At 62.9% G+C, this 18,173-nt stretch carries 22 protein-coding genes; 19 read left to right on the forward strand and 3 right to left on the reverse strand.

Annotated elements, in window-relative coordinates:
* Positions 1–42 precede the first annotated feature (42 nt).
* The 4 genes from LCM4576_RS29540 to LCM4576_RS29555 all read left to right on the forward strand — a co-directional run bounded on the left by LCM4576_RS29540 (position 43) and on the right by LCM4576_RS29555 (position 2,693).
* Positions 43–309, forward strand: a complete 267-nt coding sequence (locus LCM4576_RS29540) for a helix-turn-helix domain-containing protein (RefSeq protein ID WP_041005381.1) — start codon at positions 43–45, stop codon at positions 307–309.
* Between the two features lie 167 nt (positions 310–476).
* A complete protein-coding gene (locus LCM4576_RS29545; protein ID WP_071035956.1) occupies positions 477–1,205 on the forward strand; it encodes a LuxR family transcriptional regulator in 729 nt (242 codons plus the stop codon).
* 67 nt (positions 1,206–1,272) lie between these two features.
* On the forward strand, positions 1,273–1,887 hold the full coding sequence (locus LCM4576_RS29550) for an acyl-homoserine-lactone synthase (RefSeq protein ID WP_071035957.1): 615 nt from the start codon (positions 1,273–1,275) through the stop codon (positions 1,885–1,887).
* Between the two features lie 107 nt (positions 1,888–1,994).
* Positions 1,995–2,693, forward strand: a complete 699-nt coding sequence (locus LCM4576_RS29555) for a response regulator transcription factor (RefSeq protein WP_071035958.1) — start codon at positions 1,995–1,997, stop codon at positions 2,691–2,693.
* A 63-nt stretch (positions 2,694–2,756) separates the two neighbouring features.
* On the opposite strand, the gene LCM4576_RS29560 is transcribed toward LCM4576_RS29555, so the two are convergent.
* From LCM4576_RS29560 to LCM4576_RS29570, 3 genes are read right to left on the reverse strand one after another with little or no spacing between them, the layout of a single operon-like run.
* Complete coding sequence (locus tag LCM4576_RS29560; RefSeq protein WP_041005374.1) at positions 2,757–3,533, reverse strand: amino acid ABC transporter ATP-binding protein; 777 nt, start codon at positions 3,531–3,533, stop codon at positions 2,757–2,759.
* The gene (locus LCM4576_RS29565) at positions 3,533–4,192 is read right to left on the reverse strand and encodes an amino acid ABC transporter permease (RefSeq protein WP_071035959.1); all 660 of its coding nucleotides are present in this window, start codon (positions 4,190–4,192) and stop codon (positions 3,533–3,535) included. Before LCM4576_RS29565 ends, LCM4576_RS29560 begins: the two co-directional genes overlap by 1 nt.
* A complete protein-coding gene (locus LCM4576_RS29570; protein WP_041005369.1) occupies positions 4,182–4,841 on the reverse strand; it encodes an amino acid ABC transporter permease in 660 nt (219 codons plus the stop codon). Before LCM4576_RS29570 ends, LCM4576_RS29565 begins: the two co-directional genes overlap by 11 nt.
* 409 nt (positions 4,842–5,250) lie before the next feature.
* Here LCM4576_RS29570 and trbB point away from each other — a divergent pair, with 409 nt between their 5' ends.
* The 15 genes from trbB to LCM4576_RS29640 all read left to right on the forward strand — a co-directional run bounded on the left by trbB (position 5,251) and on the right by LCM4576_RS29640 (position 17,958).
* A complete protein-coding gene (gene trbB / locus LCM4576_RS29575) occupies positions 5,251–6,234 on the forward strand; it encodes a P-type conjugative transfer ATPase TrbB (RefSeq protein ID WP_071035960.1) in 984 nt (327 codons plus the stop codon).
* A complete protein-coding gene (locus LCM4576_RS29580) occupies positions 6,231–6,563 on the forward strand; it encodes a TrbC/VirB2 family protein (RefSeq protein WP_041005366.1) in 333 nt (110 codons plus the stop codon). The genes trbB and LCM4576_RS29580 overlap by 4 nt, the downstream gene beginning before the upstream one ends.
* A complete protein-coding gene (locus LCM4576_RS29585) occupies positions 6,563–6,844 on the forward strand; it encodes a VirB3 family type IV secretion system protein (protein ID WP_019863699.1) in 282 nt (93 codons plus the stop codon). Before LCM4576_RS29580 ends, LCM4576_RS29585 begins: the two co-directional genes overlap by 1 nt.
* A 10-nt stretch (positions 6,845–6,854) precedes the next feature.
* Positions 6,855–9,305, forward strand: coding sequence for a conjugal transfer protein TrbE (gene trbE / locus LCM4576_RS29590; protein ID WP_071035961.1), 2,451 nt, complete (start codon positions 6,855–6,857; stop codon positions 9,303–9,305).
* Positions 9,302–10,060, forward strand: coding sequence for a P-type conjugative transfer protein TrbJ (gene trbJ, locus LCM4576_RS29595; protein ID WP_071035962.1), 759 nt, complete (start codon positions 9,302–9,304; stop codon positions 10,058–10,060). Before trbE ends, trbJ begins: the two co-directional genes overlap by 4 nt.
* Before the next feature lie 11 nt (positions 10,061–10,071).
* Complete coding sequence (gene trbK-alt / locus LCM4576_RS29600; protein WP_041005363.1) at positions 10,072–10,398, forward strand: putative entry exclusion protein TrbK-alt; 327 nt, start codon at positions 10,072–10,074, stop codon at positions 10,396–10,398.
* 2 nt (positions 10,399–10,400) lie between these two features.
* A complete protein-coding gene (gene trbL / locus LCM4576_RS29605) occupies positions 10,401–11,768 on the forward strand; it encodes a P-type conjugative transfer protein TrbL (protein WP_071035963.1) in 1,368 nt (455 codons plus the stop codon).
* 3 nt (positions 11,769–11,771) lie between these two features.
* A complete protein-coding gene (gene trbF, locus LCM4576_RS29610) occupies positions 11,772–12,461 on the forward strand; it encodes a conjugal transfer protein TrbF (protein ID WP_041005359.1) in 690 nt (229 codons plus the stop codon).
* Positions 12,458–13,516: a P-type conjugative transfer protein TrbG gene (gene trbG / locus LCM4576_RS29615; protein WP_041005357.1), complete on the forward strand. Its 1,059-nt coding sequence runs from the start codon at positions 12,458–12,460 to the stop codon at positions 13,514–13,516. The genes trbF and trbG overlap by 4 nt, the downstream gene beginning before the upstream one ends.
* The gene (locus LCM4576_RS29620) at positions 13,513–14,649 is read left to right on the forward strand and encodes a TrbI/VirB10 family protein (RefSeq protein ID WP_071035964.1); all 1,137 of its coding nucleotides are present in this window, start codon (positions 13,513–13,515) and stop codon (positions 14,647–14,649) included. The genes trbG and LCM4576_RS29620 overlap by 4 nt, the downstream gene beginning before the upstream one ends.
* Before the next feature lies 1 nt (position 14,650).
* A complete protein-coding gene (locus tag LCM4576_RS29625; RefSeq protein WP_071035965.1) occupies positions 14,651–14,872 on the forward strand; it encodes a DUF2274 domain-containing protein in 222 nt (73 codons plus the stop codon).
* 672 nt (positions 14,873–15,544) lie between these two features.
* Positions 15,545–15,934 carry a response regulator gene (locus LCM4576_RS29630; RefSeq protein ID WP_071035966.1) on the forward strand — a complete coding sequence of 130 codons (390 nt, stop codon included), beginning with the start codon at positions 15,545–15,547 and terminating at the stop codon, positions 15,932–15,934.
* A gap of 184 nt (positions 15,935–16,118) precedes the next feature.
* Positions 16,119–16,316 (forward strand): hypothetical protein, encoded by a 198-nt coding sequence (locus LCM4576_RS29635; RefSeq protein ID WP_071035967.1) that lies wholly within the window; start codon positions 16,119–16,121, stop codon positions 16,314–16,316.
* Positions 16,317–16,951: 635 nt separating this feature from the next.
* Positions 16,952–17,161, forward strand: coding sequence for a hypothetical protein (locus tag LCM4576_RS35380; protein WP_082047088.1), 210 nt, complete (start codon positions 16,952–16,954; stop codon positions 17,159–17,161).
* Between the two features lie 554 nt (positions 17,162–17,715).
* Complete coding sequence (locus LCM4576_RS29640) at positions 17,716–17,958, forward strand: DUF6894 family protein (RefSeq protein WP_041005344.1); 243 nt, start codon at positions 17,716–17,718, stop codon at positions 17,956–17,958.
* Positions 17,959–18,173 lie beyond the last annotated feature (215 nt).

Genomic DNA, 18,173 nt, shown 5'->3' on the forward strand with positions numbered 1-18,173 from the left:
AGTGTGTCGCACCATAGTGCGCGTCGTAGCATCCGTTGTTTGATGAAACTTCGCGGCGTTTTTGGCTTGAACGTGCAGCGGCTACGGAGAGAAAGAAGACTGTCGCAGGAGCAGTTGTCTTTCGTCTCGGGCCGCACGCGGGCCTATATCAGCAGCGTCGAGGCCGGTCGGCGCAACGCCACGCTGGATACAGTCGAAATCCTGGCGAAGGCCTTGGATGTCGAGCCGCAAGAGTTGATCACGGCTGTTCCCGCGATTCGGCGAGCAGCCCGCGGGACAAAGCAGACGACGCCAAGGTCATCCGAATGAAGCGCGGTCTGTTGAGCCAACATTGATGCGGCCTTCAGGGTCTTTATCTTTGCGCCGGCTAATTGACTCCTGAAGTGTACATTCGGCGCAAGTCCCATTGAATATACCGTATTTGTGACCTTAAGTTCCTGACCGGGATGGGGCCTGACACTTGTCGAGGTCTGCCGATGGAGATCGATAGTCTTGTCGGGTTGTTTGCAGCGATCTCAAGGATCGATGCCGCGTGCTCGGTGGATGACATCCTCCAAGAATTCCGCTCTGYCATCGAGCGCTACGGATTGCGTTATTTTCTGATCACCGGCCTGCCCGTGCCGCACGACACCGACTGGAGCCGACAGATCCTGGTCGATGGTTGGCCGCCCGAATGGTACCTTCGCTACATGTCGGAGGATTATTTCTCGCATGATCCCTGCGTCGCGCAGTGCCGGCACTCGCCGAAGCCATTCCTATGGGACGAACTTCCGCCGGCAAAGCTTTCTGCGCGCGCAAAGCTGGTGATGGATGAAGCGGCGGACTTCGGGATGGGCCAAGGTCTCTGCGTTCCCGTCCACGTGCCGCTGGCAGGGCCAGGCGTCGTCACGGCAGCGGGCGATCGGATTGAAATAGCGCCGAGCGACGTGCCATTCATCGAGACGCTTTGCGTGCATACCTTCCGACGTCTGTCAGGGCTGGAACAATCCGGCCAGGCCGTCGATGCCGCGCCCTTGACGCCGCGCGAGCGCGAACTCCTGGAGTGGAGTGCGGAAGGCAAGTCGAACGAAGACATCGCCTGCATCCTGGGCGTCACAAGGAACACAGTTGAAAGCCATCAGCGCAACATTCGAGGAAAGCTCGACGCGGCCAATGTCTCGCATGCCATCGTCAAAGCTCTGCGACGGCAGGAAATCCAGATTTAGCAATACCTGAATACCATCATACGGGCATGAAGCGTGTTTTCCTACGACCTCCACTTTTGGAGGCGTCATGGTCCGTATTCATCTGGTCACCTGGGAAAACAGGAAGCAGTATAGAAAAGTGCTGGAGCGCTATTTTCGCATCCGCTACGACATTTACGTCAAGCATAGACGCTGGCGCGCCGTCGCCCGGCCCATCAACATCGAGATCGACGCCTTCGACAACGAGCATGCGCTTTACGTTCTGGCGCTCGATACAAATGGCAAGATCGTCGGCGGCTCGCGTCTCGTTCCGACATTGCAGCCGCATCTCATGAGCGAGGTTTTCCCGGTTCTCGCCGGCGGCACGCCTCCGCGAGCGGCTGACATTTTCGAATGGACGCGCTTTTTTGTCGTCCCATCGCTTCGCACGCATRGAGCGTCGTCGCCGATCGCCGGCTTTGTTCTGTGCGGCCTCCTTGAGACGGCGCAAAGTCTGGGGATTCGACAAATCAGCGTCGTGTGCGAAACATTCTGGCCGAAACGCCTGCGTGCCCTTGGCTGGACGCTTTACGAACTCGGCAACGCTCTCGAACATCCCGATGGCGACATCATCGCGCTGCTGATCGATGTCACGCCTGAGGCCATTGAGCAGACGCGCCAGGCTTACGGCATCCCCGGCGCCATACTGGCGGACAAAATCTAGGCTGATTGCCTCCGGCAGCTGGTGGTTCGCCCGCCAGGGGATATTGTCATCGCGCCCATTTGCGCGGTAGTCAGCCCTATGGTGCACCGAATTCGGTTGATGAACTCATGATGCCGCTGGTCCTGATCGCTTCGAAGGACCCGGATTTCTTTCTGGTTTTCGGGCATATCCTTTCAGTAGCCGGCTTCGAAACCCGCTTGATCACGGCGGACAAGGAAATTGCGCGCGCCATTAAGGCCGAAGCGCCGCTTGCGGTCATCCTGGACTGTCAGCCGGGGGACCGCGCAGTCGCCAAGCTATGCCTGTCGCTCAAATCGTCCGAAGCGACAAGTGCAGCGCCTCTTGCAGGTTTGGTCGCGCCTCGTTCCGGCAAACTGCACCTGGACCTCATCAAGGCGGGCGTGGACGAGATATTCTCCCGGCCCTTTGCGCCCGAGCAGCTTCTGACCTGGCTGCATGGCAAGGCAGGGGCCGCCAGGCTTGCGCGCCAAACCAAGGCAGGCGATCTGGTGCAGGGCGATTTCCGGTTGGACCGACAGACCCACCGGACATTCTTCAAGCAAAAAGAAATCGTTATGCCGCCAATCGAATTCAGGCTTTTGCGCAGCCTGCTGGCGCAACCTGGCAAGGTGCTCAGCCGGGAGGAACTGGTCGCGACCGCATGGCCTGAACACGCCGCCGCAACCGACATACGCGGTGTCGACGTTCATATTGCCAGGTTGCGCAAARGGCTTCGGGCATCTGTGGGAAGCGATGTGATCCGGACCGTCCGCTCTGCCGGTTACGCATTCGCGCCCGACTGGTAGTGCGCACCGCGATCCCGGCGCTGATCCATGTTGCCAATCGCGCCGCGATTAAGTGCGCGACGTTCAATGGCTCAGGATTGTGTCCAGGAATAGCCTGGCGCGCGGATGAGCGGCTCCGGAGAAGAAGCCACTGGAAGACGCGTGCTCGACGATGCGGCCCTGGTCCATGAACACGATCTCATCCGCCACTTCGCGTGCGAAGCCCATTTCATGCGTCACGCAGACCATGGTCACGCCGGTTTTCGCGAGCGCGATCATGACGTCGAGCACTTCCTTGATCATTTCCGGGTCGAGCGCCGAGGTGGGTTCGTCGAAAAGCATGATGCGGGGATCGAGGCAGAGCGCGCGCGCGATCGCCGCCCGCTGTTGTTGGCCGCCCGACAGCTCAGCCGGATAGGCCCGCGCCTTTTCGGCGATGTGCACCGCCGTCAGATGCCGCATCGCGATCTCTTCGGCCTCCCGCGCCGATTTCGAAAGGACCCGGCGCAGAGCCAGCGTGCAGTTGGCAAGCACGGTGAGGTGAGGGAAGAGGTTGAAGCTCTGGAACACCATGCCGGTCAGCCGGCGCGCGATCGCCGCATCGCGATCGCTTTTTCCGAGGCGTCTTCCTGCAAGCTCTATCGTCCCCTTTTGGAAGGGCTCGAGACCGTTGATGCAGCGGATCAAGGTCGACTTGCCCGACCCCGAGGGTCCGCAGACGACGACGCGCGCACCCGGCCGCAAGGTCAGATCGATGTCTTTCAATACCTGCAGCGCACCGAACCACTTGTTGAGGCCGTCGATCCGTACGAGCGGGACGGATTGAGGCGTCGGGGTCGGATGCGTCCGCCGGTCGAGCATCAGCGGCGCCCGCTCGCAAGCAGGAGCTTCTCCATGCGCTTGACCCCATAAGAAACGATCAGCGCCAGCGCGAGAAACAGAACGCCCGCGACAGTCAGCGGCTCCRCGTAGCGATAGGTCTGGGATGCGATGTCGAAGGCACGCCCAAGCATTTCCGGCACCGCCAGGATCGCGAGATAAGGCGTCGCCTTGAGGATCGAGACCAGGTAGTTGCCCAGGGGCGCGGCGATGTTGCGCAGCATCTGGGGTGCGATGACGAAGATGACCGTATCGCGGCGGGTGAGCGACAGGGCTCTGGCTGCTTCCTGCTGGCCCTTCGGAATAGCGTCGATGCCCGCCTTGAACACCTCTGCCAGATAACCGCTGTAATAGAGGCTTAGCCCCAATATGCCCACCGTCATGGCGCCGAGCCRGATCCCGTAGAAGGGCATGACGAAATACAGGAAATAGAGCCACGCCAAGACCGGCGTCGAGCGGATGAAATCGATGAGGAAGCGCACGGCGAAGCCAGGCACGCCGCCGCCACGGCGGATCATCTCGAACGTGAAGCCAAGCGCCGACGCGCCGAAGCAACTCAAGACCGTCGCGAGCAGGGTAGTCCCGATCGCGCCGATTATGATCGGGACGGTCGAGAGCGCGAAGTCGAGGTCAAATCCCACGAGGCGCTCCGCTTTCGGGATTGACCCGCGCTTCGAGCCAGCGGCCGGCGAGCGCGATCGGATAGCAGACGACGAAGAAGGCTAGCAACAATGCCGAATAGATCGCGACCGGGTCGTATTCGGTTTGGGAGATTTCCTTGGCGCGGAAGGTCATGTCCGTCAGCGTGACCAAGGAGACAAGGGAAGTTGCCTTGACCAGCTGAATAAGATTGTTGACGAATGTGGGGCTCATGGCGACCAACGCCTGGGGCAGCTCGATCAGGAGCAGGATCGCCGGGCGCGAGAGGCCGAGCGCCATGCCAGCCTCGCGTTGGCCGGCCGGAAGAGATTGGAGCCCGGCCCGCACCGCCTGGCTGGCATAGCCGCCGCTGTTGAGGCCGAGCACCAATGCACTGACGGTCATCGCTGAGAGGGTGACCCCCATGACTGGCAGAACGTAGTAAAAGACGAAGAGCAGGACGACCACCGCCGAACTGCGCCAGAATTCGATGACTGCCGTGACCAGAAAGCGCGTCAACCCGGTGGTCAGAAACTGCGCGACGCCGAAAACAAGCGCGAAGGGCACCGCGAAGACAAGGCCATAGGCGGTGACCGCTGCCGTTATGCGCAGCCCGTGCAGGATCCCAAGCCAGATGTCGAGCATGCTCATGAAGCTTCGCCGCCCTTTGCCGTGAAGCGTCGCGGTCTAGCGACTGCCGGATTTTTGGAGCCGCCTGTTTGGCGCCGCGAAACCGAGCCCTCCGGACCGAACCGCATGACAATCCTCCGCGCCGTGGAAAGGGCGATCGCCGCCACTGCCAGGCCGTTTCATAAACCCGACGAGAGTCGTGTGTCAATAAACATGTACATTATATTGCGGAAGTTCATCCTCTGCCGAGGTTTGGACCACGGGGACACCCCGCCGTAAAACTTCCCGAGTTCGGCGCCGCCGTTCGCCGGTCTTTGTTCGCTGCGCTACGACGGCGGTCGAAAGCTGTTGAATCGGACTGCTCCAGGCCGCTCTTGCTTGTCTGCGACCGGGAACTGCTCGACGAGTTCCCGGGCCAAACGGGGACCCGATGGCCATCTTGCACAACGATACCGAAGGACGCGCACGCAGCTCGCGTATGCTGCGCACCGCGCTCGGGCCGGCCATCGCCCGGTTCCTGGACGACCCCGCAATCATCGAGGTCATGCTGAACCCGGATGGCCGGATCTGGGTCGATCGGCTTGCGGAAGGTTTGGCTGATACGGGGGAAATGCTCGCGCCTGCCGCTGGCGAGCGGATCGTGCGGCTGGTCGCCCATCATGTCGGCGCCGAAGTCCATTCCCGTTCGCCGCGCGTCTCGGCCGAGTTGCCGCAAACCGGTGAGCGTTTCGAAGGCCTGCTGCCGCCAGTGGTCGCCGCGCCGGCCTTCGCGATCCGCAAGCCAGCGGTCGCCGTCTTCACGCTCGATGACTATGTCGCGGCGGGCATCATGACCTCTTGCCAGGCCGCCGCGTTGCGCGCCRCCATTGCCGACCGCGCAAACATCCTTGTTGCCGGCGGCACGTCGACCGGCAAGACGACCTTGACCAACGCGCTGCTCGCCGAAGTGGCGAAAGGGACGGACCGTGTCGTCATCATCGAGGACACCCGCGAACTGCAATGCGCTGCCCCCAACCTCGTGGCGATGCGCACCAAGGATGGCGTCGCCACGCTTTCAGATCTGGTTCGTTCCTCGCTGCGCCTGCGGCCCGATCGCATTCCGATCGGCGAGGTGCGCGGCGCCGAGGCGCTGGACCTCTTGAAAGCATGGGGCACCGGGCATCCCGGTGGCATCGGCACCCTTCATGCCGGCTCCGGCATCGGCGCTCTGCGCCGGCTTGAGCAGCTGATCCAGGAGGCCGTCGTCACTGTGCCGCGTGCGCTGATCGCCGACACGATCGGTCTTGTTGCCGTGCTCGCCGGTCGCGGCGCCGCGCGACGGCTTGTCGAGCTGGTCAGGGTCGAGGGTCTGGGCCCCGATGGCGACTATCGCATCGCCGAAGTCACACCGATCAACACAGGAGAAATTTCATGACCCGCCTCTCTTCGCGCTGCCAGGTCAGGCTTGCCGTGGCCAGCGCCGCCGTCGCCTTCAACTTCATGCTCGCGCCGGTGGCCTTCGCGTCGGGCTCCTCGATGCCGTGGGAACAGCCGCTCGAGAAGATCCTGCAGTCGGTCGAAGGACCGGTGTCCAAGATCATCGCCGTCATCATCATCATCGTCACCGGCCTGACGCTGGCCTTCGGCGACAGTTCGGGAGGTTTCAGGCGGCTGATCCAGATCGTTTTCGGCCTTTCGATCGCCTTCGCGGCGTCGAGCTTTTTCCTTTCGTTCTTCTCGTTCGGCGGCGGAGCGTTGATCTGATGACAACCGCTTTCGAACAGCTCGACGCGGTGCCGGGATGGACGGTGCCCGTGCACCGGGCGCTAACCGAGCAGATCCTGCTCGGCGGCGCGCCGCGTGCAATCGCGATCCTGAATGGCACGCTGGCCGGCGCTGTCGGTCTTGGACTGCGGCTCTGGCTGGTCGGCCTTCTCATCTGGGCGATTGGACATTTTACGGCGGTCTGGGCTGCCAGGCGCGATCCGCTTTTTTTCGAAGTCGGCCGCCGGCACCTGCGGCTGCCCGGGCATCTGTCGGTTTGAGGGCGCCGCCATGATGAGCCTTGCCGAATACCGCCGGACTGCTGCTCGCCTTGCCGACTTCCTGCCTTGGGCGGCACTCGTCGCCCCCGGGGTCGTGCTCAACAAGGACGGCAGCTTTCAGCGCACCGCCAGCTTTCGCGGACCCGATCTCGACTCCGCCGTAGCGGCCGAACTCGTCGCGGTGGCATCGCGCATCAACAATGCCCTTCGTCGTCTCGGTTCGGGCTGGAGCATCTTCGTCGAAGCGCAGCGCCACGAAGCGGCTTCCTACCCCGAAAGCCAGTTTCCCAATGCGGCCTCGGGCCTGCTCGATGCCGAGCGCAAATCCGACTTCGACGAGGAGGGGGTTCATTTCGTATCGAGCTACTTTCTCACGTTCCTGTTCCTGCCGCCGCCCGAAGACGCCACGCGCGCCGAAGGCTGGCTCTATGAGGGCCGCGACCAGTCGCGCGCGGATCCGGGCGAGATGGTCCGCGCCTTTGTCGACCGGACCGAGCGTGTGCTCTCCCTGCTCGACGGGTTCATGCCTGAATGCCACTGGCTCGACGACGGCCAAACGCTGACCTACCTGCATTCGACCATCTCGACCAAGCGTCATGCGGTGCGCGTCCCCGAGACCCCGATCTATCTCGACGCGCTRCTGGCCGACGAGCCGCTCGCCGGCKGGCTYGAACCGCGGCTTGGCGACAAGCATCTTCGCGTGCTCACCAWCGTCGGCTTCCCGACCGCCACGACACCTGGCCTGCTTGATGACCTCAACAGGCTGGCCTTCCCGTACCGCTGGTCGACCCGCGCGATACTGCTCGACAAGGTCGACGCGGTCCGCCTTCTGAGCCGGATACGGCGGCAATGGTTCGCCAAGCGCAAGAGCATCGCCTCGATCCTGAAGGAGGTGATGACCAACGAGGCATCGGCACTCCTCGACACCGACGCCGCCAACAAGGCGGCCGACGCCGACACGGCGTTGCAGGAGCTCGGCGCTGACATGGCGGGCATGGCCTACGTCACTGCGACCGTCGCCATATGGGATAGCGACCCGCGCGTGGCCGACGAGAAATTGCGACTCGTCGAGAAGGTCATCCAGGGCCGCGACTTCACGGCCATTGTCGAGACCGTCAACGCCGTCGACGCCTGGCTCGGCTCCTTGCCCGGACACGCTTATGCCAATGTCCGCCAGCCGCCTATCTCGACGCTCAATCTCGCCCACATGATCCCTCTTTCTGCCGTGTGGGCAGGGCCGGAACGGGACGAGCATCTGGTCGGTCCTCCCTTGCTTTACGGCAAGACCGAAGGCTCGACCCCGTTCCGGTTGGTCCTTCATGTCGGCGATGTCGGTCACACGCTGGTCGTCGGACCGACCGGCGCCGGCAAGTCGGTGCTGCTGGCCTTGATGGCGCTGCAATTCTGCCGCTACCGCAACGCACAGATCTTCGCCTTCGACTTCGGCGGCTCGATCCGCGCGGCGACGCTCGCCATGGGCGGCGACTGGCACGATCTCGGCGGTCATCTCACCGAAGGCACAGACGCTTCCGTTTCGCTGCAGCCGCTCGCCCGCGTTCACGACACATACGAGCGCGCCTGGGCGGCTGACTGGATCGTCGCGATCCTGATGYGCGAGGGCGTCCAGATCACGCCGGAGGCAAAGGAGCACATCTGGGCGGCGCTGACCTCGCTCGCCTCGGCCCCGGTCGAGGAACGCACCATGACCGGGCTCAGCGTGCTTCTGCAGACCAACGAGCTGAAACAGGCGCTTCGTCCTTACTGTGTCGGTGGCCCGAACGGGCGGCTGCTCGACGCAGAGGCCGAACAGCTCGGCCAGGCATCCGTGCAGGCGTTCGAAATCGAAGGTCTGGTGGGCACGCAGGCCGCGCCGGCCGTCCTTTCCTATCTGTTTCATCGCATCGGCGACCGGCTCGACGGTCGTCCGACCCTGCTCATTATCGACGAAGGCTGGCTTGCCCTCGACGATGACGCCTTCGCCGGACAGTTGCGCGAATGRCTGAAGACGCTCCGCAAGAAGAATGYCAGCGTCGTCTTTGCCACCCAGYCACTCTCCGACATCGACAAGTCGGCTATCGCGCCGGCAATCATCGAAAGCTGTCCAACCCGGCTGCTGCTGCCCAATGAACGCGCGATCGAGCCGCAAATTACCGCCGTTTATCRCCGCTTCGGCCTGAACGATCGCCAGATCGAGATCCTGGCGCGAGCCACACCAAAGCGCGACTATTACTGCCAGTCCCGCCGCGGCAACCGTCTCTTCGAGCTCGGCCTGTCGGAGGTCGGGCTTGCGCTTTGCGCCGCGTCCTCGAAGAGCGATCAGGCCCTGATCGGCAGCATCGTCGCCGAGCATGGCCGCGACGGGTTCCTGTCGGCCTGGCTGCGTGCCCGCGACGTCGGCTGGGCCGCCGACCTCATTCCCAGCCTCACTGTTCCCAAACCTGAAGAGGATTCCAAACCATGACTGTTCGTCAAAGCCGCCGGCGCGCCCTTCTTGTGGTCGCGGCGACACTCGCCGGGCCGATCGCTATCTCGCCGATGATGACTGCGCCGRCGCACGCCCTGATCGTGTTTGATCCATCGAACTATTCCCAGAATGTCCTGACGGCTGCCCGCTCGCTGCAGCAGATCACGAACCAGATCACCTCGCTTCAGAACCAGGCCCAGATGCTGATCAACCAGGCGCGCAACCTGGCGAGCCTGCCTTTGTCCTCGCTGCAGCAACTGCAGCACTCGGTGCAGCGCACGCAACAGCTTCTAGGCGAAGCACAAAACATCGCCTTCGACGTCCAGCAGGTCGACAAGGCATTTCGGCAGCAATACAGCAGCGTCTCGCTCTCTTCCTCTGACCAGCAACTCGTCACGGATGCGCGCTCGCGCTGGCAAAACACGGTGGGCGGTCTCCAAGACRCAATGCGCGTCCAGGCGGGCGTGGTCGCAAACATCGACACCGGTCGCGCGCAGATGTCGGCATTGGTCGGCGCCAGCCAGTCGGCGATCGGTGCCCTGCAGGCGACGCAGGCCGGCAACCAGCTGCTGGCGCTTCAGGGCCAGCAGCTTGCGGACCTGACCGCCCTGGCAGCCGCCAACGGTCGTGCCCAGGCCCTGACCGAAGCCGAACGTGCCGCGGCGGCCGACCAGGGACGCGAGCAACGGCGCCGCTTCCTGGCGCCTGGTTCCGGCTACCAGGCAGGCTCTGTCCAGATGTTCAACCGCTGAGGTCGGGCGCCATGGACGGCAAAAACCTCATTCGCATCGTGGCCGTCGTCTTCGTCGCTGCCGCCGTGACGGCGACGGCGCTCGAGATGAGCCGGAAGGACGACAAGGCTGTGGGGGAGGGATCGCTCACAAGGGCGTCCTCCGTGCCTAATCCGCTCCGCGATGGCCTGCGCCGTTGCCAGATCCTCGGCGAGGCTGCCCTGCGTGAGGAAGGATGCGCGCGGCTGTGGGCCGAACAGCGTGAGCGCTTCCTCGGTCTCGAAAAGCCCTCGGGCAGTTCAACGTTCGAGCCCGCCGCTTCGCGCTCGCCAGATCCAGCGTTGCACGAGGTCCGCTAGACATGGGCAATACCGGCGTCATCGACCAGTTCCTGGCCACTTTCACCCGCTATATCGACAGCGGCTTCGGCCTGCTCGGCGGTGAGGTCGCCTTCGTCGCCACCACGCTGATTGTCATCGACGTGACGCTTGCCGCGCTTTTCTGGAGCTGGGGCGCCGACGACGACATCCTTGCGCGGCTCGTCAAGAAGACGCTCTTCGTCGGTGTCTTCGCCTATCTGATTTCCAACTGGAACGGTCTTGCCCGGATCGTCTTCGAGAGTTTCTCCGGTCTTGGCCTCAAGGCGAGTGGAACCGGCTTTTCGGCACAGGACCTCTTGCACCCGGGCAAGGTGGCGCAAACCGGTCTCGATGCCGGACGACCGTTGCTCGAAGCGATCTCCGGCTTGATGGGCTACATCTCCTTCTTTGAAAACTTCATCCAGATCGCCTGCCTGCTCTTTGCCTGGGCGCTCGTCCTGCTCGCCTTCTTCATCCTGGCGGTGCAGCTCTTTGTGACGCTGATCGAGTTCAAGCTGGCGACGCTGGCCGGCTTCGTGCTGATCCCTTTCGGCCTCTTCGGCAAGACGGCCTTCATGGCCGAACGCGTGCTCGGCAACGTCATCTCGTCCGGCATCAAGGTTCTGGTGCTTGCCGTGGTCATCGGCATCGGATCGACGCTCTTTGGCGAATTCACCCAAGGCTTCGGCGGCGAGAACCCCACCATCGACCAGGCGATGGCCATCGTGCTGGCGGCGCTGTCGCTGCTTGGGCTCGGCATCTTCGGTCCCGGCATCGCCAACGGGCTCGTCGCGGGTGGACCGCAACTCGGCGCCGGTGCGGCCGCGGGGACCGGCCTTGCCGCGGGCGGCATCGCAGTTGCCGGCTACGGAGCAGCCAGCCTCGCGACGCGAGGCGGGACAGCCGCATCCGCGGGAGTGGCGTCGGCCGCGCGTGGCGCGACATCACTCGCCGGTGGCGGTTCGGCGGCTTACAGGCTTGGCGCCGCCGGCCAGCCTGGCGTGGCGGGCATCGCCTCCGGTCTGGGCGGCATTGCGCGCGCTGGCGCTTCGGCGGCAGCCTCTCCACTCAGGCGCGCCGCCGCAAACACAGTTCAATCACTTAGCGCGAGCTTCGCCACCGGCTCCCGTTCGGCCGCTGAAATCACCGGCGGTTCGTCGACCATGGGAACGCTAGGCGGCGTCACGGCGTCAACGGCGGACGCCTCCGGCGCGGGCAAGCCGTCCGGCGCTCAAAGAGAGCCCGAATGGGCCAGACGTCTGCATCGCTCCCAACGCCTCGCCCACGGCGTCCAGACCGCCGCCCACGCGGTGCGCGCCGGTGACAGCCATGGCGGCGGAGCCTCGATTTCTCTTTCTGAAGGCAAATGATCCATGAACATCTTCAGGCGCCCCGCCGTCCACTACGGCAAGAGCCCTCGACCGGAAACCCCCTATCAGAAGGCGCAGCAGATCTGGGACGAACGCATCGGCTCCGCACGCGTTCAGGCACGCAACTGGCGCGCCATGGCGTTCGGTTCGCTCATCCTGTCGGCGGGGCTTGCCACTTCACTGGTCTGGCAGTCGGGTCACGGCACGGTCGTGCCCTGGGTCGTGCAGGTCGACAAGCTCGGCCAGGCTCAAGCGATCGCACCAGCAACCGCCGACTATAAGCCGACCGATCCGCAGATCGCGTGGCATCTTGCCCGCTTTATCGAGCAGGTACGCTCGATCCCGGCCGACCCGATCATCCTGCGCCAGGATTGGCTGCGCGCCTATGATTGGACCACCGACCAGGGTGCTGCGGCRCTCAACGATTATGCGCGCGCCGCGGATCCCTTCTCCAAGGTCGGCAAGCAGCAGGTCGCGGTCGACATTTCGTCGGTCATCAGAGCCTCGCCGGGCTCCTTTCGTGTCGCCTGGATCGAGCACCACTATGAAAACGGTCAACTTTCGGGCACCGAGCGCTGGACCGCGATCCTGACGATCGCGACGCAGATGCCAAGCGACGCCGAACGGCTTCGCGCCAATCCGCTTGGCATCTACGTCAACGCCATCAACTGGTCGCGGGAGATGAGCCAATGAGCCCGACATCGCGTCTTGTGGCGGGCACGAATTTGTCGAGGCATCTGCTGTCGGCGCTGGTCTCGGCGACAGCGCTGCTTGCGGGTTGCGCCACGCCTGCGAAGAAGCCGCCGACGATCAGCTACGATAGCTCCGTTCCGCCCTTGCCGCCGGCTCCGGCCGCCTCGACCGACCAACGACTGAAGCCTCTTCGCGTCCCCCCAAGGTGGGCGCCCGCGCGGGGCGGCGCCATCGGGCAAACGCCGGCCGCCCGTGTCGAGAACGCAAACGCCGCGGCACGCGTGGAACCGCGCCGTGAGGGCTATTACAACGCAATTCAGATCTACCCCTGGAGCGAGGGAGCGCTCTATCAGGTCTACGCCTCACCTGGCCAGATAACGGACATCGCGCTTGAGCCGGGAGAGAGCCTGACCGGAGACGGCCCGATCGCGGCTGGTGACACCGCGCGCTGGATCATAGGCGACACCGAAAGCGGGTCCGGCATTGCCCGACGCGTCCACGTCCTGGTGAAACCCTCGCGGGCTGACATCGCAACGAACCTTATCATCGCCACGGACCGGCGCAGCTATATGCTTGAGCTGCGCTCAGGCGCGAAGCCCTACATGCCCGCCGTTGCCTGGTCCTATCCGGCTCCGAAATCGGGCCTGCTGCAGACGATCGCCACGATGCCGGTCATACCGCAGCTTACGGCGCGAAACTATCGCTACGGCATCGCCGGCGACAGCCCTCCCTGGAAGCCGGTGAGCGCCTACGACGATGGCCGCCGGGTTTACGTCGAGTTTCCGCGCGGCATCGTGCAAGGCGAGATGCCGCCGATTTTCGTCATCGGCCCGGACGGCGAGGCTGAAATCACCAACAGCCGCGTCCATCAAAATATCCTCATCGTCGACCGTCTTTTTGGCGCGGCCGAACTGCGTCTTGGCGCCGGCAAGCGGCAGCAGACGGTCAGGATCGTGCGCATCGACAGAAGAACCGATGGGGTGGGGCGAGGCCCAAGCGATGGCGCCGCGTCGACGCTGCCGAACGCAATACGCAGGGGAGCGCCGCAGCCATGAACGAGAGGAATATGGCCGTCGAACCCATGCGGCTTCGCCCCGAACCGCCGCGTGTGACGCGTCTGTCGCGCAAAATGCTCGCGGGTATAGGCTTCGTCGCCTCGCTCGGTATAGGCGGCGCGCTGATTTACGCTCTGCAGGACGCCAACACGTTCAAGCAGGGCGAGGAGCTCTACCCCACCTCCAATCGGCCGCCGGCCGACGGACTGGCAAGACTGCCGCGCGACTACGCCGGCCCGATCCTTGGGCCGCCGCTGCCCGGYGATCTCGGCAGGCCGATCCTCGATGCTCAAAACAAGGGGCAGGCCATCGTGCCCCCCTCAATCCCAAGCCCCTCGATTGACGAAGCCGAGCAGCGCCGGCGAGCCGAAGAGGAAGCGGCCAGAACCTCGCGTGTCTTCTTCCAGACAGCGCCACGAGATCCCAGGACCGCCGAAGCGTCCGCCCCTGCTATTGCCGATCTCGCCAGTCAGAACGCTGCGCCAAATGCGCAGGATCGCCAGCTTTCCTTCCTGTCCGCCGCCGCTRACCGGCGGACGGTGGCCCCGGATCACGTCACGCCTCCTGTGTCGCCCTATGTGCTGCAAGCCGGTGCCGTGATCCCAGCCGCGCTCATTACCGGCATCCGGTCGGACCTTCCCGGGCAGATCAGCGCTCAGGTGACCGAAAACGTCTATGATAGTCCTACCGGGCGCTCGCTGCTCATCCCGCAAGGCACTCGCATTGTTGGGCAATACGATAGCGGGATTGGTTCCGGGCAGCGCCGCGTGCTGCTTGTCTGGAACAGGCTGATCTTTCCCGACGGACGCTCCATCGTGCTGGAGCGGCAACCTGGCGCGGACGCCCAGGGTTATGCCGGCCTGGAGGATGCCGTCGACTATCACTGGGGCGAGTTGTTCAAGGCCGCGGTGTTGTCGACCGTTCTGAGCGTTGGCGCGCAGGCCGGTTCTTCCGATCAGGACAGCGATATCGTGCGTGCCCTGCGAAGCGGAGCTTCCGATAGCGTCAGCCAGRTAGGCCAACAGGTCGTTCAGCRCCAACTCTCTGTTGCACCGACGCTTACGATCCGGCCCGGGTTTCCCGTCCGCGTCCTCGTTACCCGCGACCTTGCCCTTGAACCATACCGAGGTTGACATGACCAAGTTGAAGCTCGCAACGATTGCCGACGACAAGCCGGTGAAGATTACGGTGGAACTGCCGGCGGCKCTCCATCGCGATCTGGTGAAATACGCGGAGATCCTCGGGCGCGAGACYGGGCGGCCATCTGCCGATCCATCGCGCTTGATCGCGCCGATGCTTGAACGATTCATCGCAACCGACCGCGGCTTTGYGAAAGCGAAGAAGGAGCAGGCTTGAATCCGAGCTTTCCGACGGCCGCCAACCGCCGAGTGCCTTGTGCCGAGACGACGATGGGATGCTCTGTCGATGTTACGGCCAACGAGGCTTGGACGGCCCGTTCCCTCGGTGCTCAAGGCCTGGATCGATTGGATCCTGCGCGTCGGGGGCGCGAGAACCCGACGCCGCTCGGAAAGGGGAAACACCGGCGGTTTCGACTGTATTGGGGCGTAACCAGAGAAGCCTGCAGCGGGGCTCTGTCTGGCGTCCCACAACTGGTGAAGCATGGATCAGCCGGAAATGGCTGACGATCGCCGTCTCATCGACAGATGCGCTTGCTGCCGACCAAGCTCGGCGGCCTGGGCACGCGCAACATCCTCGCGCGGCGCTCAATCCGCCGGTGCGCCATAGCTCGTCATCCGTGACGACGGCAGCGTCTTCGGCCTCCACGTCATTCAGTCAGTCAACGACGAAACCGCTACGGCGTCGATCAGCTCGCCGACATCGCCGTCAAGCTTCAGAAGTCAGCCGCTCCGGCACCGGGACGACTTCTTCGCCTTGCCGTTCTCGTTGCCGGGCTGAAGTCGGCCCGTTCACATCGTTTGGGCCGCGAGTCCGCAGAAAAAAACGATTACTTACCTGGAACCGAGAGTGTACCAAACGCGTATTGGATCAAATGGGGACCGGCCAACCATGGGCGAGGGCGAGATTCTGATCGTTGAAGACGAGGTTCTCATCCTCCTCGAAATCGAAGCGGGTTTAGAGGAAGCAGGGTTCAAGGTCTGTTCGGAAAGCAATGCCGAGCGCGCACTCGCCACTTTCGACCCAGAACCCGATAGATTTAGAGCTCTCATCGCCGACATCCGACTGGGTCCCGGCAAATCCGGGTGGGATTTGACCCGGTACGTGCGCGCAGTCAACCCGATCATGCCTGTTATTTACATGAGCGGCGACAGCGCCCACGAATGGCCGGTCAAAGGTGTGCCCGGCAGCATTATGATCCCGAAGCCATTTTTCATGCCGCAGGTCATAACGGCTTTGGCCACGCTGCTTAACGAGCAGCGTCTTATGCCAGTCAGCTAAATACTCCGACGGCAAGCCTGGAGAGACCGCTGTCGCGGTCAAGACGGAAGGCGGCGCTGTCGTGCCGGCTGATTTTTTCTTGTCTCTGTTCTCGCTGGTTGCGGCGGCGACAGTCGTCCCAACTCAACATTTGTAAACCGGTCGTGCCTATATATTAGAAATGCCTTATGGATGGAGCGCTTTGATGCTGGTGTCTTTGGAGTTGATGAGCAGGCTTCGTGACGTGATCGACGCCCTGAGCGATCGTGTCTCAAAACTCGAAGACTACAAATTGAAAGCACTCGAAACCCGGCTAGGCAACGACGCGCCGCCGGCCAGCGCTCAAATGGTGCTGCGGATGCTTGTTCTGCGCGAACTGCAGAGCCGCGCCGAGACGCGGTAGCCGTCCCATCCTCCCATTTGGCGGGCGCACCGAAGTCCCGGGCCTTGAAACTGCCAAACCCGTGACCGAGACCGTTATCGTCGGAGCGGAAGGCACGACGCCATCGCGCTGCTCGCCCGTCACTACTGCAAGCTCATGCGGGCATGATCGCCAGGACCTATGCGCATCGGTGCGCTGATCCGCAGATGCTGGAAGAGCGAATGCCAGGCTGTGGGTTCGGTGAAGGGCGTTTCGATCGATCAACTCTTCGAAATCTATGAGCGCCAGTGTTGGGAGGCCGTGAAGGGGGACTAACTGCCGGCCGGCRCTGACTATGCCGTTTTCGACGGCGCTGTGAAATCGGCCCGCATCCGCACTGGGATGTGTACGACTTCCGGCGTCAACAGTGTTGTCAGCCGATTAGATCGAGCCTTGGGTAATAGGCGGGCGGGCGCGCAGGGTGAGACACTGGCCGAGCAGAACAGGATTGACAGAACGATGACGGCAGGCTGCACCATCAGTCTCTGCACGGGGGCCGAATGCGATGGTACACCAGGCAAGCGCGGCTCTGCCGGTGGGCTTTTTGTTGACAGCTAACTTTCATGAAGCCCAGATTGGCGGGGTTTGAGGGATCGACCTATTTAGGGAGGGACTTCATGCCAATTTTTGCGAGAGCCAGAGAAGCAGGCATCTTCAGTTCGTCAGAAGTCGCACTACTCGCTCGCGTGTTCGACAGATTGAAAGATGAACATCAGTCCCCCGAGCGACGTGAAGCTCTCGCTTCTCGTGTTCTGGCCAACTACCTGGCGGGGATCAGGGACGAGGCTGAACTGCTGTCCGTTTCAAAACGTCCGCTCGGGCGCTAGACAGTATCCTTGCTCTGTGCTGGCGGCGAATCCCCTCTCGTCGTTGCTCCCGAGCTACAGCCCCGTCGGTCAATACTGCGTTAGGAAGAGCGTTGTGCGGGCTCCTGGGTCTGGCGGTCCGTCCGGGAAGCGGAGCACAAGCAGTTTGAGGGAAGAGGGCCCGTCGACCTCGGTCGGCGGGTTTTCTGTTACGCCTGATCCGCACCTGAAAGCTTCCCGCTCAGAACCAGTTCGACGCGATTCATGGATGTCCAACGTGTCGCGAAGACAAGGAAAACCGGGTTGCCCTATTGGTTCGGCGGCTGGTTAAGGAGACAGAGATTTCCGAACACCAAGCCGGAGAGCTCGTCGAGATGATCGGCACTGACTGGGCATCGCTCCTGCARCGGCGTCTCACCATCCCCCGATATCGCGTTACCCCTATGCTGATCCAGCAGCGATTATCAAATGACATCGGTTCCGGCGTAAGCTATATTTACGGCGTATGCCGGTAGACCAACATAACGCAAAACGATGAGGGGCCCTTTTCGCGTCGATAGGCGTTTACTCGGCAGATGCTCCGGTTTCACTTCGATCTCGCCTATGGTGGCGACGTCTATCACGACGCCATGGGAACTGCCTTGCCTGACGTCAAAAAGGCCAAGGACAGGGCCTTTGAGATCGTCAGCAAATTAGTGGAAAAGAAATGCCAGGACATCGCCTGCACTGTCCGCGACGCGAACGGCAAACGGCTGATGCAAATCACGGTGGATGGCGATCAGACCCAGATTGGAACCTTGCCAAACCGCGCCCGTTAGGGAACGCGGCGCATTTCGTAGGACTGGAACACTAGCTAACGTGCCGCCGTTGGGGATGACCTGACCGCCCGCCCGGGTTTGCTCGGGCGGGCTTGCTTAGAGCGAACCGCCCCAAACCAGCGGATGAACATCCTTCCCGGTGATTTCCTTCACCGCCTCCAACAGCGCGTCATGTTAGATCGCCCATGGCGGCGCGGTAATACTTTGGTTTAAGC

The sequence above is a fragment of the Mesorhizobium sp. LCM 4576 genome (genome assembly GCF_001854815.1).
GTDB classification, from domain to species: domain Bacteria; phylum Pseudomonadota; class Alphaproteobacteria; order Rhizobiales; family Rhizobiaceae; genus Mesorhizobium; species Mesorhizobium plurifarium.